This is a genomic window from Phaeobacter sp. JH204B (genome assembly GCF_048055755.1).
Lineage (GTDB): Bacteria > Pseudomonadota > Alphaproteobacteria > Rhodobacterales > Rhodobacteraceae > Phaeobacter > Phaeobacter bryozoorum.
Map to the genome: position 1 here is coordinate 147,880 of NZ_JAYMXF010000024.1, position 18,235 is coordinate 166,114.

Below are 18,235 nucleotides of genomic sequence, written 5' to 3' on the forward strand. Positions count from 1 at the left end.
CTTCCCCTTCGCCTGACATTCAGAAGTTATCTTCGACCCGGAACCCGTCCGGGATATCGTCGTTTCCGTCCAGAACCAGATCTGCCATTGTCCCGGCCACCTTTGGCGCCATGCCAAAGCCGATCTTGAAGCCGCCATTGGCAATGAAATGACCATTCCTGCCGGGCCAGCCGCCCAGCATCGGCGCGCGTGAGCGGGCGCGGGGCCGCACCCCGGCCCAGCGTTCGATCACCTCGGCACCATGCAGCACCGGCAAGGCGGCGCAGGCGCGCGCGATCACATCGTCCAGCTGCGCATCGGTGCTGCTGGGATCCTCAAACTCACGTTCACTGGTGGAGCCAATCGCGAGGGTGCCATCGGCATGGGGAATGATGTGCAGCCCGTCGGCATAAAGCTGCGGCACATCCCCCTCGGCAAAGCGCAGCAGCGCCGCCTGACCCTTGACCCCATTGCCCAGCGTCTTGCCCTCGGCCGGGCCGCCGGGGCCTGCCAGCCTGTCGTTCAGCTCCAGCAGTCCTGCATAGCCCTTGGCATGGATCACCTGTCCCTGATCGGCGCCCTCTGCCTGCACCTCGATCCCCATGACGGACAACCCTGCCACGAGCGCGGCACAGGCGCGGCGCGGGTGCATCCGGGCGCTCAGCGTATCGTGGATGACATATCCGCTGGCGCTGGGCGGCACCCATGGCCCTGCGTCGGCGGCGGCGATGACGGACCAGTCCGCCAGTCCCCGCCACAGCGACCGGGCGCTTTCTGCGCGGTCATGGGCCAGATCCAATGTCCGCTGATCATTGATCGGTTGCAGCCGCCCGGTGCGCCCATAGCCGGGAGACACCCCGCCGGTTGCCTCAACCTCGGCCCAGAAGGCGTCGGCCATCAGCAGGCTTTCCAGCTGATATTGTTTCTTTGGGTTCCAGTTCTCCGGCACATGCGGCGCCAGCGCGCCGACCAGACCGCCGCTGGAGCCTGACCCGGCGCCAAAGGGATCAATGATCTGGACCTTGGCGCCGCGCCGTGCGCAGGCCCAGGCAATCGACAGGCCAAAGATCCCGGCCCCGCGTATGGTGATATCCGCCATTGCCATTCCTGCACCCTTTCGCCAGTGTCGCGTCGTTCACCACATCACTTAGGGGATTATAGCATGGCAGACCAGCAGGCCCGGCTCAGCTGGCGGGATGGCAGCATTCCGGTGTCGGATCAGTTCGACGATCCCTATTTCTCCATCCATGATGGGCTGGCCGAGACGGAGCATGTGTTTCTGGGCGGCAATGATCTTTCTGATCGCTTTGCCGCTGCGGCGGAGGCGGGCGCGGATTTCCATATTGCCGAACTCGGCTTTGGCACTGGGTTGAACCTGCTGGCTGCCTGGCGGGCCTGGGAGACGGCGCAGGCTGAACATGACACCGCAGCGGTGCTGCATTTCACCAGTTTCGAGGCCTTCCCCATGGCCACGGATGATATGGCCCGTGCGCTTCAGGCCTTTCCCGAGGTGGCGCCCTGGGCCGAACGGTTTCTGGCGGTCTGGGGCGGGCCGGGCCTCTGCGATCTCGGCAACCTGCGTGTCACTGTCCTCACCGGCGACGCCCGCGTGTCGCTGCCGGAGTGGACAGGCAAGGCGGATGCCTGGTTCTTGGACGGGTTCTCCCCGGCAAAGAACCCGGAGCTGTGGCAGGACGACCTGCTGGAAGAGGTTGCCCGTCACACGGCGGCAGGCGGCACGGCGGCGACCTACACGGCGGCGGGATTTGTCCGCCGCGGGCTGGAGGCTGCCGGATTTGACGTAACACGCACGCCCGGTTTCGGGCGCAAGCGGCATATGACAAAGGCAATATTGCGATGACCATGCGCCCCGACGCCAAGATGCTGGAGCCTCATCCGCCCCGGATTATCCAGCAGAACAACGTCACCGCCGGCGTGCTTCTGATGATTGCGGCAACCATTGTGTTTGCCTTGCAGGATGGCATCTCGCGGCATCTGGCGGGGCAGTACAACACCTTCATGGTGATCATGGTGCGTTACTGGTTCTTTGCGCTGTTTGTGATTGCACTTGCGGCGCGCGCACCGGGAGGTATTCGCGCCACGGCCCGCACCGATCAGCTGGGGTTGCAGGTCTTTCGCGGCGTGCTGCTGGTGGCGGAAATCTGCGTGGCTGTCTATGCCTTTACCGTGCTTGGGCTGGTCGAAAGCGTGGCGGTGTTTATCTGCTATCCGCTGCTGGTCGCGGCCCTGAGTGGGCCGGTGCTGGGCGAGAAGGTCGGCTGGCGGCGCTGGGCGGCGATCTCGGTGGGGCTGATTGGCGTGCTGATCATCCTGCAACCGGGCGTCGGTGTCTTTGATCCGCTGGCGATCATCCCGTTTGTTTCGGCGCTGATGTTTGCGCTTTATGGTCTGATCACCCGCTATGCAGCGCGGCGCGACAGCACGGCGACCAGTTTCTTCTGGACCGGGGTTGCGGGCATGGTGGCGATGACCCTTGTCGGCATCTGGTACTGGGAGCCGATGAGCCAGGGCGACTGGATGTGGATGGGCGTCCTGTGCCTCACGGGTGTGACCGGGCATTGGCTGCTGATCAAATGCTATGAGATGGCCGAGGCCAGCGCGGTGCAGCCCTTTGCCTATTTCCACCTGATCTGGGCCGCGGCACTTGGGGTGGTTGTCTTTGGCGAGGTGATCCGCACCAATGTCGCCATCGGTGCGTCCATTATCGTAGCGGCCGGCCTGTTCACCCTATGGCGCGAACGCGTCAAGAGTTGATCCGGCCAGTTCCTTGGAAAACGGCACCGGCAGCGGCGGTTTGCCAAGGCGCGCGCGATAGATCGGCAGGCTCTCGGTGACGCGCATCACGTAGTTGCGGGTCTCGTTGAAGGGGATGTGTTCGATCCAGTCGACAATCCCCGGCGTGCCATCGCGCGGATCGCCGTAGCGTTCCATCCAGGCCTTTGGGCGATGGGGGCCTGCGTTATAACCTGCCGCCATCATCACCACATTGCCGTTAAAATCACCCGCCAGATCGGCCAGGTAATTGCTCCCCAGAAGCGCGTTATAGGACCAGTCGGAGATCAGCCGCCCGGTGGTGTGATCGGCCAGAAGACCCATGTTCGAGGCCACCAGCTTGGCGGTGGCGGGCATCACCTGCATCAATCCGCGCGCGCCGGCATGGCTGATCACGATGGGGTCGAATTCGCTCTCGCGGCGGGCAATGGCAAGGGTCATCTCCCGCGCCATTGGCAGATCTTTCTCGGCCACGGGATGCAGCGGAAAATAGGCCGCTTCCAGCTCTTCGCCGGTCTGCGCGGCGCGTTTGGCGATCATCACTGCCAGATGCGGTTCGTTCATGGCCACCGCCATCTCGCCCAGCTGCCGCGCCTCGACCGGGCCCAGCCCCTCAACCAGATGGGTGAGGAAGCGTTCCGCCAGGGCCAGATCGCCAGCCTGCAACAGCAGCAGGCCGGCCTCTGCGACGGTGGAGTTCAAAAAGCTGGCCGCGCGCCAGTCGGGCAGCTGCGGCGGGGTGATCAGATCGGGATCAAAGGGGCGGCCCAGAACCTCTGCCGCCAGCAACCCGTAGAAAGACGTCTGATAATCTGCCGCCTTGGCATAGGCGGCATGGGCTTTTTCGATATCGCCGTGGGCACCATAGGCCTGACCCAGCCAATAGCCGCCGCGTCCGATTGAGATCGGGCTTTCGACGGAGGCGAGGAAGCGTTCGAAGTGATAGGCGGCCAGCTCGGGGTCGTTGAGCTTGCGCAGGGCGATATAGCCGGCCAGCCATTCGCAGTCGGAATAGCCATAGCCTGCATCCGCCGTGGCAAAGTGATGGGCGGCCAGCTGATAGGCGCGTTCGTGGTTGCCGTCGCGCATGTCCTGCCGCGCCAGATCCCGGCGGCGGCGCAGCCATTTTTCGGGCTGTCCCAGTTTCTTGGCCGAGGTGCTGCGGTCCATCATCAGGCTGATGGCATCCTCCTGCCGCCGCTTGCGGTCGCGCCAGGCAAAGCGGTCATAGGCGAGACCCGCGTCATCCTTCAGCGCGTCGGGGACGGCGGCGATTTTGCCGTCAACGCCCGGCTCGGCGTCTTGCAGGGCGAGGCGCGCCTCCGCCAGCCTGCGCTGATCGGCGCTGACCAGGGACAGCATCTGCCGCGCGCTGACCTTGTGATTGTCCCACAACATCTGGTCGAGCCGGGCCGCGTGATGCGCTGAGAGCAGCTTGGCGTGGTCTTTCAGATAGTCGTCCTGGATCACCGACCCCATCGGCATTGTACGCCAGGCCAGCACCAGCTCGGCCTCGCCTTCGCCCTTTTGCTCGGCCCCGATCAGCGCACGCCCATAGCTCAGCGCGCCCTCGGCGGTCTGCGGGCGATGGTCGCGGTAAAAGGCCAGAATGGTGTCGCGGCTGGCTTCGGCGATCTGCGGCTCGTGCTTGCGCCGCAGAAGGTCCAGCCCCGGCCAGTCGGCACGCCGCGCCAGAAAGGCCACAACATCGGAGACCGACCCCATGCCCTCCCGCAGGCGGTGCCATTCGATGACGTCGCGGGCCACGGTGGTTTCGCGCCCGGCACTGCGCCCCGCCTCGCTCCATTTTTCCGAGCGCATCAGCTCCAGCGCGCGACCAAGGTCGACCGCCATGGCAGGTTGGCCGCTCAGGCTGGCGGAAATGAGGGCAATGAGGGCCAGAATGCGTGTCATCTCTTGCATTTTCCAACGTTCCGGGGATAGAGCCAATGACGATAATCCGTGACCTGCCGGTATCAACTCAAATCCCCGGCATGTCCATCACCCAAGGCGGCGCAATCGCGCCTGCACGAACAGCAAAGGGAGCGTGCCCATGTTCAAAGGCTCTATGCCAGCCCTCGTCACCCCGTTTTCCAACGGCGAGCTGGATCTGGATACGCTCAAACGCTTGGTCGAATGGCACATTGACCAGGGTTCCACGGCGCTGGTCCCGGTCGGGACCACCGGTGAAAGCCCGACGCTGACCCATGAAGAGCATGAAACCGTGATTGCCGAGGTGGTGAAAACCGCCGCTGGCCGGGTGCCGGTGATTGCCGGTGCGGGCTCCAACAACACGGTTGAGGGCAAGCGGTTTGTGCAGTTTGCAGCCGAGGTCGGTGCCGATGCCGCGCTGGTGGTGACGCCGTACTACAACAGGCCGACTCAGCGCGGGTTGATTGCGCATTTCACCGAGCTGCATGACTGCGCCGATATTCCGATCGTGATCTACAATATCCCCGGTCGCTCGGTTGTCGATATGACCCCCGCCACCATGGGCGAACTGGCCAAGCTGGAGCGCATCATCGGCGTGAAGGATGCAACCGGCGATATCGCCCGTGTGTCGCAGCAGCGCGCCTCCTGTGGTGCGGATTTTGTGCAGCTGTCCGGCGAGGATGCCTCGGCGCTGGGGTTCAATGCCCATGGCGGCGTCGGCTGCATCTCGGTGACGGCCAATGTGGCGCCGAAGCTCTGCGCGGAATTCCAGGCGGCGACGCTGGCGGGTGATTACGCATTGGCGCTGGAGTATCAGGACAAACTGATGCCGCTGCATGAGGCGATTTTCATTGAGCCGGGTTTGGTCGGGGCGAAATACGGCCTGTCGAAACTGGGTCTGTGCAGCGAGGAGATCCGCCTGCCGCTGACCGGTCTGACCGACAGCACCAAGGCCGCGATTGATGCCGCGATGGTACACGCGGGCCTGCTGTAAGCGCAGGACACCGACCATAGACATGGTTTTTCGGACCGGGACGCTGCTGCGTTCCGGTCTGTTTCGTTTGGGCTGTCTTCTGTCTCTAACTGGCGGTTCAGGGTCACATCCCCAGCGCCAGATCCGTCGAGAATAAAAAGGCGGCGCCGCCCCGAGGAAGGATCCCGGGAAAGGCTGGAAGCTGCGGGGCGCGTCACTGCCCCGGTGCCAAACTGTTTTGCACGGACCCCGGCGGCATTCCTGCCAGCGGGGCCGGTTTCCATGGTGTCCGGGGTCGTAAATCCCGGAGCAGATCGCGATCCCCAGCAGCTTAGCCAATCGGCGTGCAGGCCCGGTAAACGCTGCGCGCGCCGCCCTGCAACGGGGGGCTGCCCATCACGGCAGAGCCGCCGCCAGATGCCGGGTCTTGTCCGGGTTGCGGGTGACATAGATGCGGGCAATCCGGCCGTCGCGAATATCCAGAGAGGTGGCTTGCAGGATGCCGTCCTCGGCCCGGGTCAGCATCGCAGGCAACCCGTTCAGCTGGCACAACCGCCATTGTTCGGGGGCTGTCTGATTGCTCTTGCGGGCAAGCCCCGCCAGCAGCCGCAGCACCTTGTCGCGCCCGTAGATCGGGTTGAGCGCCGCAGTCGCCTTGCCACCGCCATCAGAAATCAGCTGCACATCTTCGGTCAGCAGCCGGGTCAGGGCGGCGGTGTCACCGGTCTTGGAGGCGCGAAAGAACGCCTCGGTCAGCGCGCGCCCCTCATCCGGGTTGCCGGGGCGCTGGGGGCGCAGCGCCTGCACCTTGCGGCGGGCGCGGGTGGCGAGCTGGCGGCAGGCCTCGGGCGAGCGGTTCAGGGCGGCGGCCACATCCCCGTAAGAGCTGTCGAAGATATCATGCAGCAAAAAGGCCGCGCGTTCGAGCGGCGACAGCGCGTCCAGTGCCAGGAGCAGCGCAACCGAGACGTCATGGTCCAGCTGCTCTGTGGCGTCATCGGTGAGCACCGGTTCCGGCAGCCATTCACCGGGGTAGGTCTCGCGCCGTTTGCGGGCCGATTTCAGTTGATCAAGGCACAGCCGCGTGGTGATCCGCATCAGATAGCCGGTGGTATCCAGAATCTCGCCCTGGGGTGCGGATTGCCAGCGCAGATAGGCATCCTGCAAGACGTCCTCGGCGTCCGTCACACTGCCCAGCATCCTATAGGCGGCCGCAAACAATCGCGGCCGCGCTGTCAGGAACGCGTCGGTTCCTGTGTCTTTCATCTGTGCTGTCACGCGGCGTTGGCCCCTGTGGTCTGGTCCTCGCTCACAGGGTGGGCGCTGCGAAAGCCGATTGCAATGCGGTTCCAGCTGTTGATGGCGCCAATCAGCAGCGTCAGCAGCACCTGTTCGCGCGGCTCAAACAGGTCTGCCATGGCGTCATAATCGGCATCCGGTGCGGCGGTGGCCTCCACCCGCGTCAGCGCCTCGCACCATGCCAGGGCGGCGCGTTCGCGGGGCGTGTAGAGCGGCGATTCACGCCAGGCGTTCAGCAGATGCATCCGATCCTCGCTCTCGCCGTGGGCGCGCATCTCATGGGTGTGCATGTGGATGCAGAAGGCGCAGCCGTTGATCTGCGAGGCGCGCAGCTTCACCAGCTCCACAACGCTGAATTCCAATGTGCTGTTCTTGAACAGATTCTCCTGCTCCAGCATCGGTTTGAAGAGATCACCGGCGACGGAGAAATAATCGAGACGTTGGGTCATGGGTTTGGTCCTTTCTGATGGGTTCAGAAACAGGACGAGGCAGCGGCCGGGTTTGTGACATGACCGGCGCGATTTTTTGAAAAAGGATGCGCATTCAACGAAAAAAGGGCGCCGCTGGGGCGCCCTGATTGTGGTCTTTGGTGGTGATCAGCGTTTGCCGTAATAAAGCCCGACCACATGTTCGGCCTGGGCAAAGAACAGCCAGCGCGACACGGCAATACCGGCGATATGCAGCAGTACGGCGACGCCTGCGAGCAGGTGTTTGAGCATCAGACCCTCAACTGGCAGGATCAGGCAGATCAAGGGCAGCGCAAAGCCAAGGGCAAAGGCAATGACCCGCAGTTTCTGCGCGTGTTTGCGCCCGACAACATGCACGAATTCGCGCAGCAGATAATTGGAGCCGGTATGGGGCGGCTCAAACGCGCGCACGGTGCCGCGATCGCCAAGGCCGGTGGCGGTGCCCATATTGGTGCCAGAGGTAGCAAAGGCCTGATCGCCCTTGGCCCAATAGGCCAGCTGCACCGAGCCCGCGATGGCCAGAAGCCAGGGCGCCAGCGCCTCGGCCCCCGCCAGCAGCGACCCGCCCGCAAGGCTGAAGGACAGGAACATCACCGGCGTCAGGGACATGTTCCAGCGTGGGATGGTCTTCAGCTGGGTGTAGATCATCGAGGTGGTAAAGACCGTTGCCAGCGACAGCGCCGCACCGAGCCAGCCAAGCGCCCACCAATGGGTGCCCAGAAACACCGCGCCAAAGGCAAAAAGCCCCATCGCGATGAGGGCTGCAACTGCGCAGATGCCCTCACGGCTGAGCCAGCTGGTTTTCCACTGGGTGAAGGCGCGCCAGGCCCGTTCCGGTCGGCCGAGGTGAAACGTCGAAGCCAGTAGCCCGCCCACCGCAAAGCCAAAGGCGATGGTATAGAACACAAAGGCAACCCAGCCGGTGACCTCGGGCTTGCCGAGGCCAAGGAAGGCCAGAAGGCCAAAGCCCAGACCGGAGAGAGTGGTGAAGATGATAACGGATGGTGCCGGATGCATCAGCTCGCCCCCCCTGTGGTCTGTCCCGGAAGCTTATCAAGCGCCTTGTCCAGCCAGCCAAGGAAGCCTTTGGGATCTTCGGCGACGGGGGCCAGCAGCGGGGCGAGGATGTCGATCTGATCCTCGATCTGGTCCTTGGGGCGGGGCGGCAGGTATTTGTTCACCGGTTTGGTGCCCATTTCCGGCATCAGATCCATGCCGCCGCGCGCGGCCACCAGTTTGGAGACATCGCTGTCGGGATCCCCCAGATCGCCAAAATGGCGCGCGCCTGCCGGACAGGTGCGCACGCAGGAGGGCACACGGTCCACCTCCGGCAGGTTCTCATTGTAGATCCGGTCGACGCAGAGGGTGCATTTCTTCATCACCCCTTCGGCCAGATCCAGCTCGCGCGCGCCATAGGGGCAGGACCAGGCACATAGGCCACAGCCGATGCAATTGTCCTCGTTCACCAGCACGATACCGTCTTCCACCCGCTTGTAGCTGGCGCCGGTGGGGCAGACGGTGACGCAGGGGGCGTCTTCACAGTGCAGGCAGGATTTCGGGAAATGCACCAGCTGGGCTGCTGGGTTGGGCTGGCTGGCACAGGGGGAGGGCTGCACCTCATAGGAATGCACACGGTTAAGGAAGGTGCCGGAGGGATCAGCGCCATAGGCGTTCTGATCGCTGAGCGGCGCGCCATAGTTTTCGGTGTTCCAGCCCTTGCAGGAGATCACACAGGCATGGCAGCCGACGCAGGTATCAAGGTCAATGACCAGACCCATCTTGCGGTCGGTCCTGGTGGGAAGCTCGGTCATTGCATACCCTCAGTACAAGTTGCGGAACCAAGAAGACGGGTATTTTCTTGGCAATTTTCTTCGAAGAAAATTGGGTCGATCATTTGCCCACCTTCCATGTGAGGTCTTTGGGGCCGGTGCCCACCGGCGAGGCCTGCGCCGGGATGGCGGGTTGGCTTTCGCTCAGATCTTCCGGCGCGGCGGCTTTCTCGATCTTCACCTTGAGGTCGAACCATGCGGCCTGACCGGTGATCGGGTCGGAGTTGGCCCAGCGGAGGCCGTCGCCCTTGGGCGGCAGCAGCTCGTGGATCAGATGGTTCAGCAGGAAGCCCTTGGTCGCTTCGGGCGCGTTTTCCTCCAGCGCCCAGGCACCCTTGCGCTTGCCGATGGCGTTCCAGGTCCAGACGGTGTTTTCATTGAGCGCGGCCATCTCCATCACCGGAACGGTGATTTCGCCATGGGGGGAGGTGACCTTGGCCCAGTCGCCATCGCTGAGATTGTTCTGCCGCATCAGTTTGGTCGGCACATAAAGCGGGTTGCGCCCGTGGATCTGGCGCAGCCAGGCGTTCTGCGTGCCCCAGGAGTGATACATCGCCATCGGGCGCTGGGTCAGGGCGTTGACGGTGAAGCCTTCGTTGCCCTGCTGATCGGTCTCGTACCAGATCGGCAGCGGGTCCATGGTCTGGCGAATGCGGTCGCGCAGATGGTCGGGCGGCTGACGTTCGCCGTGGCCTTCGGCGGCCAGCTGGAATTTGCGCAGCGGTTCGACATAGAGCTGGAACAGATAGGGCTGCGGGCTGTCGAACAGACCGAGGTTCACCGCCCAGTCCTGATAGGCCATGTTCCAGGGTTTGAAATAGCTGGCCTCTGCCGGGATATGTTCGACAAAGAAACCGCCGTTTTCGATGTATTTGTTCAGCTGTTCGGGGTTCACCTCGCCCCGGCCAACCTTGTCGCCATTTTCACCGCGAAAGCCAGCCAGCGGACCGATGCCGGGTTTGCGTTCGTGGTTCACGATATAATCGGCGTAGTCCTGCCATTTGGCGGTGCCATCCTCATGGGTGAAGCCGGGCAGCTTCATCTTGTTGGCAAGCTGCACCAGCACGCTCTGGAAACCCCGCACATCGCGGTCGGGTTCGACCACAGGCCAGCGGATCGCATCGGCTGCGCCATCGGCTTCGCAGATGGGGCGATCCAGCAGGGAAATACAGTCGTGGCGCTCCAGATAGGTGGTGTCGGGCAGGATCAGATCGGCATAGGCCACCATCTCAGAGGAGTAGGCGTCCGAATAGATGATCCGGGGGATCACATAGTCGCCGTTGTCGTCGGTATCGGTCAGCATCTCCATCACGCCGCGCGTGTTCATCGAGGAGTTCCACGACATATTCGCCATATACATGAACAGCGTGTCGATCTTGTAGGGATCGCCGGCATGGGCGTTGGAGATCACCATATGCATCAGCCCGTGGCTGGACATCGGGTTTTCCCAGGTAAAGGCCTTGTCGATGCGCGCCGGGCTGCCGTCGGTTTTCAGCGCCAGATGTTCCGGCCCATGGACAAAGCCCAGATGCGGGCCGTCCAGCGGTTTGTTCGGGGTGACGCGGCAATGGGGGGCGGGATGCGCCTCTACCGGTTTGGGGTAGGGTGGTTTGAAACGGAAGCCGCCGGGGGCCTCGACCGTGCCCAAAAGGATCTGCAACACATGCAGGGCGCGGCAGGTCTGGAACCCGTTGGCATGGGCCGAGACACCGCGCATGGAGTGCATGGCAACCGGGCGGCCCTTCATGGTTTTATGGGTTTCGCCGCGGAAATCGGTCCATTCCTGATCCAGCTCAAACGCCTCGTCAAAGGCGACGCGGGCCAGTTCGGCGGCGATGGCACGGATGCGTTTGGCGGGGATGCCGCAGCGCTCGGCCACCGCTTCGGGGGCGTAATCGTCGCTGAGATAGCGCTGGGCCATCAGCTGGAACACCGACACATGGGTGATGCCATCGAGTTCGAACGAGCCGCCCAGATCGGGGCGCACGCCGCGCATGTCAAAGGGCGCCAGCTTGCCGGTGGTGCGATGGATCACCAGCGGCGCGCCATGATCGTCGCGCAGGAACAGGCCATAGTCGGGGCTGGCGGGATCCTGATTGACCAGCACCGGCGCATTGGTGAACTGGCCGAGGTAGTCGAGGTCGATCTTGCCAGCCTTCATCAGCACATGCACCAGCGACAGGATGAACAGCCCGTCGGTGCCCGGCGTGATGCCGACCCAGTCGTCAGCCACGGCGTTGTAGCCGGAGCGGATCGGGTTTACCCCGATGACCCGCACGCCGCGCGCCTTGATCTTGCCGATGCCCATCTTGATCGGGTTGCTGTCGTGATCCTCGGCAACGCCGAACAGCATGAACAGCTTGGTATGATCCCAGTCGGGCTGGCCGAATTCCCAGAACGCGCCGCCCATGGTGTAGATGCCGGCGGTGGCCATATTGACCGAGCAGAAGCCGCCATGGGCTGCATAATTGCAGGTGCCGAAATTCTGCGCCCAGAAGCTGGTGAAGCTCTGGGACTGGTCGCGGCCGGTGAAAAACGCGAGCTTTTCGGGATTATCCTCGCGGATCGGTTCCAGCCAGCCTGCAGCGATATCCAGCGCCTCGTCCCAGGAGATTTCCTCAAACTTGCCGGAACCGCGCGGGCCGACGCGTTTCATCGGCGCGCGCAGACGCGAGGGCGCGTTGTGCTGCATAATGCCGGCGGAGCCTTTGGCGCAGAGCACGCCCTTGTTCACCGGGTGGTCGCGGTTGCCTTCGATATAGGCGACTTTCTTCTGGCCATCCTCATCCGTTTTCATGTGGACGTTGATGCCGCAGCGACAGGCGCACATGTAGCAGGTGGTCTGGCGGATCTCGTCCGATACGGGCGGCGAGGTGTCTAGCTGGGGCTGGGTATGTGCCATGGTGTCCCTGTTTGATGATGCGCCGGGCCTGCATGGGCCGGGCGGCGTTATTTGGTGTGGCGCGGAGTGCGTGGGATCAGCGCGTATTTATCGGAATATAGGCGCGGGGTTCCGGCCCGTTGTAAAGGGTCAGCGGGCGGATCAGGATATTGCCGCGCTGCTGTTCGATGCACTGGATGATCCAGCCGGGCATCCGCCCGATGGCAAAGATCGGCACGTAGAGATCCATCGCGATGCCATGCAATTGGTAGATCACGCCGGAGTAGAAATCGACATTCACGTTGAGGCCATGGCGCGCGTAGGGTTGCATCGCCTCAACCACGGCTTGCAGGATTTCGTACCATTCGGGCGCGCCCATTTCCGCGCCCAGCTGGCGCACGCCGTCGCGCATGTGCCGCGCGCGGGGGTCTTCCTTGCGGTAGACGCGGTGGCCAAATCCGGTGACGGCCTCCTTGGCGGCGCGCTTGGCCTTCACATAGGCGGCGGCTTTGTCGGGGGTGCCGATCTCATGCACCATTTTCATCACGTCCTCGGCAGCGCCGCCATGGGCCGGACCTGCAAGGGTAGAGAGCGCGGTGACAATGCCGCCGTGCAGATTGGTCTCTGTCCCGATGGTCACGCGCGCGGCAAAGCTGGAGGCATTGGCGCCATGTTCGGCGTGCAGGATGAAATCCACATCCGCCAGCCGGGTCGCCTCGGGTGTGGGTTTCTCGCCCTTCAGCATCCACAGCCAGTTGCCCGCATGGCTGAGATCCATGTCCGGGGCCACAACTTCGCGGCCATTTCGGATCGCGTCATGGGCCGCGATGATGATCGGCACCTGCGAAATCAGCCGGATCCCGTTGGCGACAAAAGCGTCTTCGCCGACCTGCTGGCTGTTCGGTTCCAGTGCCGCAAGCGCCGAGACAGCGGTGCGCAGCACGTCCATGGGATGGCCATCCTTGGTGGCGCGGATGATATCGAGCACCGGTGCCGGCAACACGCGTGCGGATTTCAGTGAGGCGTCAAACTCTGCGAGTTGGTCAGCGGTCGGCAGCTCGCCGTGGATCAGCAGGTAGCAGACTTCCTCGAAGGTGGAGTGGGTGGCGAGATCGTGAATCGAATAGCCGCGATAACTCAGCTCTCCCTTGGCGCCATCAATGTCGGAAACCCCGGAGCGTTCGAAGTAGATCCCCTTGAGACCGCGGTTGATCTTGACGTTATCGCTCATTGCTGGCTCCTTTCCCCGCAAGGGAGATCAAAATGACTGTACTTGAAAAGGCATATGCGCTGGCCCGCAACCGTAGGGCGCGGGTGGTGTTCCCCGAAATGGACGACCCCAGAGTGGCGGCTGCGGTGGACCAGCTGACCCGCGAGGGGCTGGTTGAGGCGGTGCCTTTGGCGCCGATATCTGCGGCGCATGTGGAGGTGTTGGTTGCGGCGCGCGGCATGAAGGAGGGCATTGCCAAGCGGATGCTCTCCAAACCTTTGTACCGCGCGGCGGCAATGGTGGCTGCAGGCGAGGCGGATGCGATGGTGGCGGGCGCAGATGTGCCCACGCGCCGGGTGATTGAGGCGGCCAGCATCGGCATCGGGCTGGATGCAGGGGTTAGTACCGCGTCGTCGTTTTTCCTGATGATTTTTCCCGATGGGCGCGAATTGGTGTTTGCTGATTGCGCGGTAAATGTCGCGCCGGATGCAGCGCAACTGGCGGATATTGCACGGGCCTCGGCACGTTCGGCAGAGGCTCTTTTGGGGTCAGCACGGGTTGCGATGCTGTCGTTTTCCACCGGCACCTCGGGCGATGGCGACAGTGTGGCGCTGGTGCGCGCGGCGGCAGAGGCCAGCGGTTTTACAGGCCCGGTGCAGGCGGATGCGGCGCTGAACCCTGTGATTGCCGAGAAGAAGGGCATCGCCCCGGTTAAGGCCAATGTGCTGATCTTCCCGACGCTGGATGCGGGCAACATCGGATACAAACTCTGCCAGGAATTGGGCGGCGCGCAGGCGCTGGGGCCGTTCTTGCAGGGCTTTGCCAAGCCGGTCTGCGATCTGAGCCGGGGCGCCTCGGTCGAGGATATCGTGGCGGCGACCGTTCTAACGGTGGCGCAGATCTGATCTGACGCCGGGCCGGACAGGAGGGCGGGGGCGGCGATCATGGCGTCCCCATCAGGGTCTGGGTATCCATGGCGATCTGGCGCTCTTCCTCGGCCTCGACCACCCAGATCGCCACCTTAGAGCTGGCCGCATGCAGGCGCGATTTGCGGGCGTGGTTGGCATCGACATCCATCCGCGCGCCGATCCATTCCAGACCGCGCAGGATGCGGGCGCGCACACCCACCGCGTTTTCGCCGATGCCGCCGGTGAAGGCGATGGCATCCAGCCCCTCCATTGCGGCAATCAGACTGCCTGTATGACGCAGGCTCCAATAGCAGAAATGTTCGATGGCAAAGGCGCTGTCAGCGCTGGGGTCGAGCATCAGGTTGCGCATGTCGGACTTGCCGCCGGACAAACCCAATAGCCCGCTTTCATTGTTCAGGATCGCCTTGGTGCGGTCCAGCCCGTTGTCTTCGACCAGGCGCAGCACCGCATTGGCGTCAATCCCGCCTGACCGGGTGCCCATGGTCAGCCCATCCAGGGGCGAATAGCCCATTGTGGTGGCAACGGACTGGCCATTGCGGATCGCACAGAGCGACGCGCCATTGCCGAGGTGAAACGCCAGCAGGCGCGAGGGCAGGGCGGCGCCGGAAATTTCCGGCAGGCGTCGCACCAGCGAGGCGTAGGACAGCCCGTGAAACCCGTAGCGGCGAATGCCCTTGGTCTCTTCCACGCGGGGGATCGCATAGCGGGTTGCGACCTCTGGGTTGGTGGCGTGAAACGAGGTGTCAAAGCTGGCAAACTGCGGCAGATCGGGGGCGGTGGCAGACATCGTGTCAATTGCGGCGAGGCTATGGGGGTTATGCAGCGGGGCAAGCGGGGTGCAGTCGGCAATTTCCGCCCGGATCTCGTGGGTGATCCGCACCGGCTTGGTCAGTTTGCGCCCGCCATGCACGACCCGGTGGCCCACGGCGGCCAGATCTGCGGGATCAATGCCATGGTCCGGCAGCGCCGCCAGAATGGCCGCCAGCGCCTCGGCATGGCTGGGGAACTGGCTGTCCCGGCTGTCGCCCGCGATGCGCAGGCGCGATTGCGGCGTGCCGATCCCCTCGGCCAGACCGGCGAGCCGCTGAGTGAGGTAGGCGTCGAAGATCGCGAATTTGATCGAGGAGGATCCTGCATTGAGGATCAGGATATCAGCGGCGGATCGGGGGCTCATAGCGCAACCTTCGCGATATTGAGGGCGGCCAGAGCCGCCAGCAGGGTGACGACATAGCGACGAAACAGATGCGGCGCGGCGAGCGCAAAGCCGCGTGAACCGACCCAGACGCCCGCGCCAAGGATCGGAAAGGCAAGGAGAACCCCCCAGAGCGTGTCCGGCCCGGTCAGCCCATGGGCGGACATCACCGGCAGGGCCATCAGGTCGATGCCGGTGAGAAACACGATCATCGTGGCGCGAAACACCGCAGGCGGGATCGGCTGCGCGGTCATGAAGGCGGCGGCGGGCAGACCGCCGACACCTGCGCTATTGGCCATGCCGGAGGCCATGCCCACGGCGACATGACCGGTGGTGCCGATGGGCCGCGCGAGGCTCCAGCCACTGAGCAGGAGCAGGCTGAGCGCAAAGATCAGCACCGAGATCACCAGCCGGGCCTGATCCGGGCCAAGGCGCGCCATCACGGCCACGGCGGGCAGGGTGGCAACGGCGGCACCTGCCAAGAGGGCCGCCGATCTGCGCCAGTCGATATGGGGGCGGATGCCACGCGCCTGAAAGACGGTCATCGCAATCTCGCAGGCAAAGACCACAGGGATCAGCGGCAGCGGGTTGGTGATGAGAGCGGCAAGGATGATGAAGATCGCGGAAAAGCCAAAGCCGGAGTAACCGCGGATAAAGGCCGCCGCAAACAATGCGGCGGCCAGAAAGGCGCCCGCGCCCATTGAGAGATCAAAAGGCAGGGGCATTTGCGTCAGACCTGCTGTTCGCGCATGTCGGCCTTGTCGATGCCTGCCACGCGGACCGGCTTCTTCATGGCGTCACGGCGGAACGGTTCCCCCAGTTCCTGGTTGATCATGGCTTCGATCAGGGTGGTCTTGCCGTTTTTCTGGTCCTCGATGGCCTGCGCCAGTGCCGAGGTCAGCTCGTCCATGGTGCGGGCCACAACGCCGTTGAGACCACAGGCCTTGGCGATGCCTGCATAAGAGACCTGCTCGTCCAGCTCGGTGCCGACGAAGTTGTCGTCAAACCACAGGGTGGAGTTCCGTTTCTCCGCGCCCCACTGGTAGTTGCGGAACACGACATGGGTGATGGCGGGCCATTCCTCGCGGCCGATGGCGGTCAGCTCGGTCACGGCGATGCCGAATGCGCCGTCGCCGGAGAAGCCGACGACAGGGGTGTCCGGGCAGCCGATCTTGGCGCCGATGACAGCGGGCAGACCATAGCCGCAGGGGCCGAACAGGCCGGGGGCGAGGTATTTGCGGCCTTCGTCAAAGGAGGGGTAGGCGTTGCCGATGGCACAGTTGTTGCCGATGTCGGAGGAGATGATCGCCTCACGGGGGAGGGCCTGCTGGATGGCGCGCCATGCCATGCGCGGGCTCATCCAGTCGGGTTTGTCGTCGCGGGCGCGCTGGTTCCAGGTGGTGCCCGGATCGTCGTCCTCGTGGGTCATTTCAGTCAGCTGCTGGGCCCAGCGGGATTTGGTTTCCGCGATGCGGTTCCTGCGTTCGTCGCGGCCCGCGTCACCGGCGGTGTCGCTCAGCTGCGCCAGAATGCCATTGGCCACTTTGGCGGCATCGCCGATGATGCCGACGGAGACTTTCTTGGTCAGGCCGATGCGGTCGGGATTGATATCGACCTGAATGATCTTGGCATTGGCCGGCCAGTATTCCATGCCGTACCCCGGCAGGGTGGAGAACGGGTTCAGACGGGTGCCGAGGCAGAGGACGACGTCGGCGTCCTTGATCAGCTCCATGCCGGCCTTGGACCCGTTGTAGCCCAGCGGACCTGCAAACAGCGGGTGGTTGCCGGGGAAAGCATCGTTGTGCTGGTAGCCCACGCAGACCGGAGCATCCAGACGCTCGGCCAGTGCTTTCGACGCGGCGATGCCGCCCTTGGACAGGACAACACCGGCACCGTTCAGGATCACCGGGTTCTTGGCTTCGGAGAGCAGTTTGGCCGCATCGCTGACAGCGGTTTCGCCACCGGAGGGGCGTTCGAATTCGACGATTGCGGGCAGTTCGATGTCGATGACCTGGGTCCACATGTCGCGCGGGATGTTCAGCTGCGCAGGTGCTGAGGCGCGTTTGGCGTTCATGATCACACGGTTCAGCACTTCGGCCACGCGGGAGGGGTCGCGGACCTCTTCCTGATAGGCCACGCAGTCGGCGAACATGCGCATTTGTTCCATTTCCTGGAAACCGCCCTGACCGATGGTCTTGTTCGCGGCCTGCGGGGTGACCAGCAGCAGCGGCGTGTGGTTCCAGTAGGCGGTTTTGACGGCGGTTACGAAGTTGGTGATGCCGGGGCCGTTCTGGGCGATCATCATCGACATCTTGCCGGTGGCGCGGGTGTAGCCATCGGCCATCATCCCGCCGGAGCCTTCATGGGCGCAGTCCCAGAAAGTGATGCCGGCTTCGGGGAAGATGTCGGAAATCGGCATCATGGCCGAGCCGATGATGCCAAACGCATGTTGGATGCCGTGCATTTGCAGTGTTTTTACAAATGCTTCCTCGGTGGTCATTTTCATCGCGTGTTCTCCTGATGAGACGCCAATAGGGCCGGCACAGAGGCCGGGATGACTCTGGTGTATTCCGCCGCGCGAGGGGCGGTTAGGGCCAGTTCGCGGGCTGGATTAAGACCAGTATTCCGGGGCGTGCCGAATGCTGCGCTGCGGCGGCAAACGGGGCGCAGGCACGGCGCGTCCCGAGCGCGTTCTGATCGCGGCCTGATGGCGCTTCAGGCACGCTTGAGGCAGGCACCGGGCAGGCTTTG

At 63.7% G+C, this 18,235-nt stretch carries 15 protein-coding genes; 4 read left to right on the forward strand and 11 right to left on the reverse strand.

The features are described 5' to 3' along the window. Positions 1-19: 19 nt before the first annotated feature. Entirely contained in the window at positions 20-1,084 is a 1,065-nt protein-coding gene (locus tag VXL81_RS13900; RefSeq protein WP_416543275.1) for an NAD(P)/FAD-dependent oxidoreductase, read from the reverse strand. A 57-nt stretch (positions 1,085-1,141) separates the two neighbouring features. Here VXL81_RS13900 and mnmD point away from each other — a divergent pair, with 57 nt between their 5' ends. Continuing rightward, the gene (gene mnmD, locus VXL81_RS13905; RefSeq protein ID WP_416537399.1) at positions 1,142-1,840 is read left to right on the forward strand and encodes a tRNA (5-methylaminomethyl-2-thiouridine)(34)-methyltransferase MnmD; all 699 of its coding nucleotides are present in this window, start codon (positions 1,142-1,144) and stop codon (positions 1,838-1,840) included. Beyond that, entirely contained in the window at positions 1,837-2,754 is a 918-nt protein-coding gene (locus VXL81_RS13910; RefSeq protein WP_416554759.1) for a DMT family transporter, read from the forward strand. Before mnmD ends, VXL81_RS13910 begins: the two co-directional genes overlap by 4 nt. On the opposite strand, the gene VXL81_RS13915 is transcribed toward VXL81_RS13910, so the two are convergent. Further along, a complete protein-coding gene (locus VXL81_RS13915) occupies positions 2,728-4,686 on the reverse strand; it encodes a lytic transglycosylase domain-containing protein (RefSeq protein WP_416554761.1) in 1,959 nt (652 codons plus the stop codon). The two genes, VXL81_RS13910 and VXL81_RS13915, sit on opposite strands and share 27 nt — an antisense overlap. 139 nt (positions 4,687-4,825) lie before the next feature. Here VXL81_RS13915 and dapA point away from each other — a divergent pair, with 139 nt between their 5' ends. After that, on the forward strand, positions 4,826-5,698 hold the full coding sequence (gene dapA, locus VXL81_RS13920) for a 4-hydroxy-tetrahydrodipicolinate synthase (protein ID WP_340546818.1): 873 nt from the start codon (positions 4,826-4,828) through the stop codon (positions 5,696-5,698). Positions 5,699-6,073: 375 nt separating this feature from the next. On the opposite strand, the gene sigJ is transcribed toward dapA, so the two are convergent. The 6 genes from sigJ to VXL81_RS13950 form a co-directional block, all read right to left on the reverse strand. Next, the gene (gene sigJ / locus VXL81_RS13925) at positions 6,074-6,943 is read right to left on the reverse strand and encodes an RNA polymerase sigma factor SigJ (protein WP_416541210.1); all 870 of its coding nucleotides are present in this window, start codon (positions 6,941-6,943) and stop codon (positions 6,074-6,076) included. An 8-nt stretch (positions 6,944-6,951) separates the two neighbouring features. Then, positions 6,952-7,425 carry a carboxymuconolactone decarboxylase family protein gene (locus VXL81_RS13930; protein ID WP_014875774.1) on the reverse strand — a complete coding sequence of 158 codons (474 nt, stop codon included), beginning with the start codon at positions 7,423-7,425 and terminating at the stop codon, positions 6,952-6,954. A gap of 147 nt (positions 7,426-7,572) precedes the next feature. Beyond that, entirely contained in the window at positions 7,573-8,460 is an 888-nt protein-coding gene (locus tag VXL81_RS13935; protein ID WP_416554763.1) for a dimethyl sulfoxide reductase anchor subunit family protein, read from the reverse strand. Further along, complete coding sequence (locus VXL81_RS13940; protein WP_260099133.1) at positions 8,460-9,254, reverse strand: 4Fe-4S dicluster domain-containing protein; 795 nt, start codon at positions 9,252-9,254, stop codon at positions 8,460-8,462. The genes VXL81_RS13935 and VXL81_RS13940 overlap by 1 nt, the downstream gene beginning before the upstream one ends. Before the next feature lie 79 nt (positions 9,255-9,333). Further along, positions 9,334-12,174 carry a molybdopterin oxidoreductase family protein gene (locus VXL81_RS13945; protein WP_416554765.1) on the reverse strand — a complete coding sequence of 947 codons (2,841 nt, stop codon included), beginning with the start codon at positions 12,172-12,174 and terminating at the stop codon, positions 9,334-9,336. Between the two features lie 76 nt (positions 12,175-12,250). After that, positions 12,251-13,384 (reverse strand): citrate synthase, encoded by a 1,134-nt coding sequence (locus VXL81_RS13950; protein ID WP_416554767.1) that lies wholly within the window; start codon positions 13,382-13,384, stop codon positions 12,251-12,253. Between the two features lie 32 nt (positions 13,385-13,416). On the opposite strand from VXL81_RS13950, the gene VXL81_RS13955 reads away from it, so the two are divergent. Beyond that, positions 13,417-14,268 carry a phosphate acyltransferase gene (locus tag VXL81_RS13955; protein WP_416554769.1) on the forward strand — a complete coding sequence of 284 codons (852 nt, stop codon included), beginning with the start codon at positions 13,417-13,419 and terminating at the stop codon, positions 14,266-14,268. Between the two features lie 37 nt (positions 14,269-14,305). Here VXL81_RS13955 and VXL81_RS13960 read toward each other — a convergent pair whose 3' ends face one another. The 3 genes from VXL81_RS13960 to xsc are packed head-to-tail and all read right to left on the reverse strand — an operon-like array spanning position 14,306 to position 17,990. Beyond that, positions 14,306-15,466 carry an acetate/propionate family kinase gene (locus VXL81_RS13960; RefSeq protein WP_416554771.1) on the reverse strand — a complete coding sequence of 387 codons (1,161 nt, stop codon included), beginning with the start codon at positions 15,464-15,466 and terminating at the stop codon, positions 14,306-14,308. Beyond that, positions 15,463-16,209 carry a TSUP family transporter gene (locus tag VXL81_RS13965; protein ID WP_416535248.1) on the reverse strand — a complete coding sequence of 249 codons (747 nt, stop codon included), beginning with the start codon at positions 16,207-16,209 and terminating at the stop codon, positions 15,463-15,465. Before VXL81_RS13965 ends, VXL81_RS13960 begins: the two co-directional genes overlap by 4 nt. Before the next feature lie 5 nt (positions 16,210-16,214). Beyond that, the gene (xsc, locus tag VXL81_RS13970; protein WP_340546827.1) at positions 16,215-17,990 is read right to left on the reverse strand and encodes a sulfoacetaldehyde acetyltransferase; all 1,776 of its coding nucleotides are present in this window, start codon (positions 17,988-17,990) and stop codon (positions 16,215-16,217) included. Between the last annotated feature and the right edge of the window lie 245 nt (positions 17,991-18,235).

Excerpts from the sequence above, each read along its gene's own strand:
- VXL81_RS13940 (WP_260099133.1), bottom strand. The coding sequence starts at position 9,254 with ATGACCGAGCTTCCCACCAGGACCGACCGCAAGATGGGTCTGGTCATT.
- xsc (WP_340546827.1), bottom strand. The coding sequence starts at position 17,990 with ATGAAAATGACCACCGAGGAAGCATTTGTAAAAACACTGCAAATGCAC.
- VXL81_RS13930 (WP_014875774.1), bottom strand. The coding sequence starts at position 7,425 with ATGACCCAACGTCTCGATTATTTCTCCGTCGCCGGTGATCTCTTCAAA.
- mnmD (WP_416537399.1), top strand. The coding sequence starts at position 1,142 with ATGGCAGACCAGCAGGCCCGGCTCAGCTGGCGGGATGGCAGCATTCCG.
- VXL81_RS13900 (WP_416543275.1), bottom strand. The coding sequence starts at position 1,084 with ATGGCAATGGCGGATATCACCATACGCGGGGCCGGGATCTTTGGCCTG.
- VXL81_RS13910 (WP_416554759.1), top strand. The coding sequence starts at position 1,837 with ATGACCATGCGCCCCGACGCCAAGATGCTGGAGCCTCATCCGCCCCGG.
- VXL81_RS13915 (WP_416554761.1), bottom strand. The coding sequence starts at position 4,686 with ATGACACGCATTCTGGCCCTCATTGCCCTCATTTCCGCCAGCCTGAGC.
- VXL81_RS13955 (WP_416554769.1), top strand. The coding sequence starts at position 13,417 with ATGACTGTACTTGAAAAGGCATATGCGCTGGCCCGCAACCGTAGGGCG.
- VXL81_RS13935 (WP_416554763.1), bottom strand. The coding sequence starts at position 8,460 with ATGCATCCGGCACCATCCGTTATCATCTTCACCACTCTCTCCGGTCTG.
- VXL81_RS13945 (WP_416554765.1), bottom strand. The coding sequence starts at position 12,174 with ATGGCACATACCCAGCCCCAGCTAGACACCTCGCCGCCCGTATCGGAC.
- VXL81_RS13965 (WP_416535248.1), bottom strand. The coding sequence starts at position 16,209 with ATGCCCCTGCCTTTTGATCTCTCAATGGGCGCGGGCGCCTTTCTGGCC.
- VXL81_RS13950 (WP_416554767.1), bottom strand. The coding sequence starts at position 13,384 with ATGAGCGATAACGTCAAGATCAACCGCGGTCTCAAGGGGATCTACTTC.
- VXL81_RS13960 (WP_416554771.1), bottom strand. The coding sequence starts at position 15,466 with ATGAGCCCCCGATCCGCCGCTGATATCCTGATCCTCAATGCAGGATCC.
- dapA (WP_340546818.1), top strand. The coding sequence starts at position 4,826 with ATGTTCAAAGGCTCTATGCCAGCCCTCGTCACCCCGTTTTCCAACGGC.
- sigJ (WP_416541210.1), bottom strand. The coding sequence starts at position 6,943 with ATGAAAGACACAGGAACCGACGCGTTCCTGACAGCGCGGCCGCGATTG.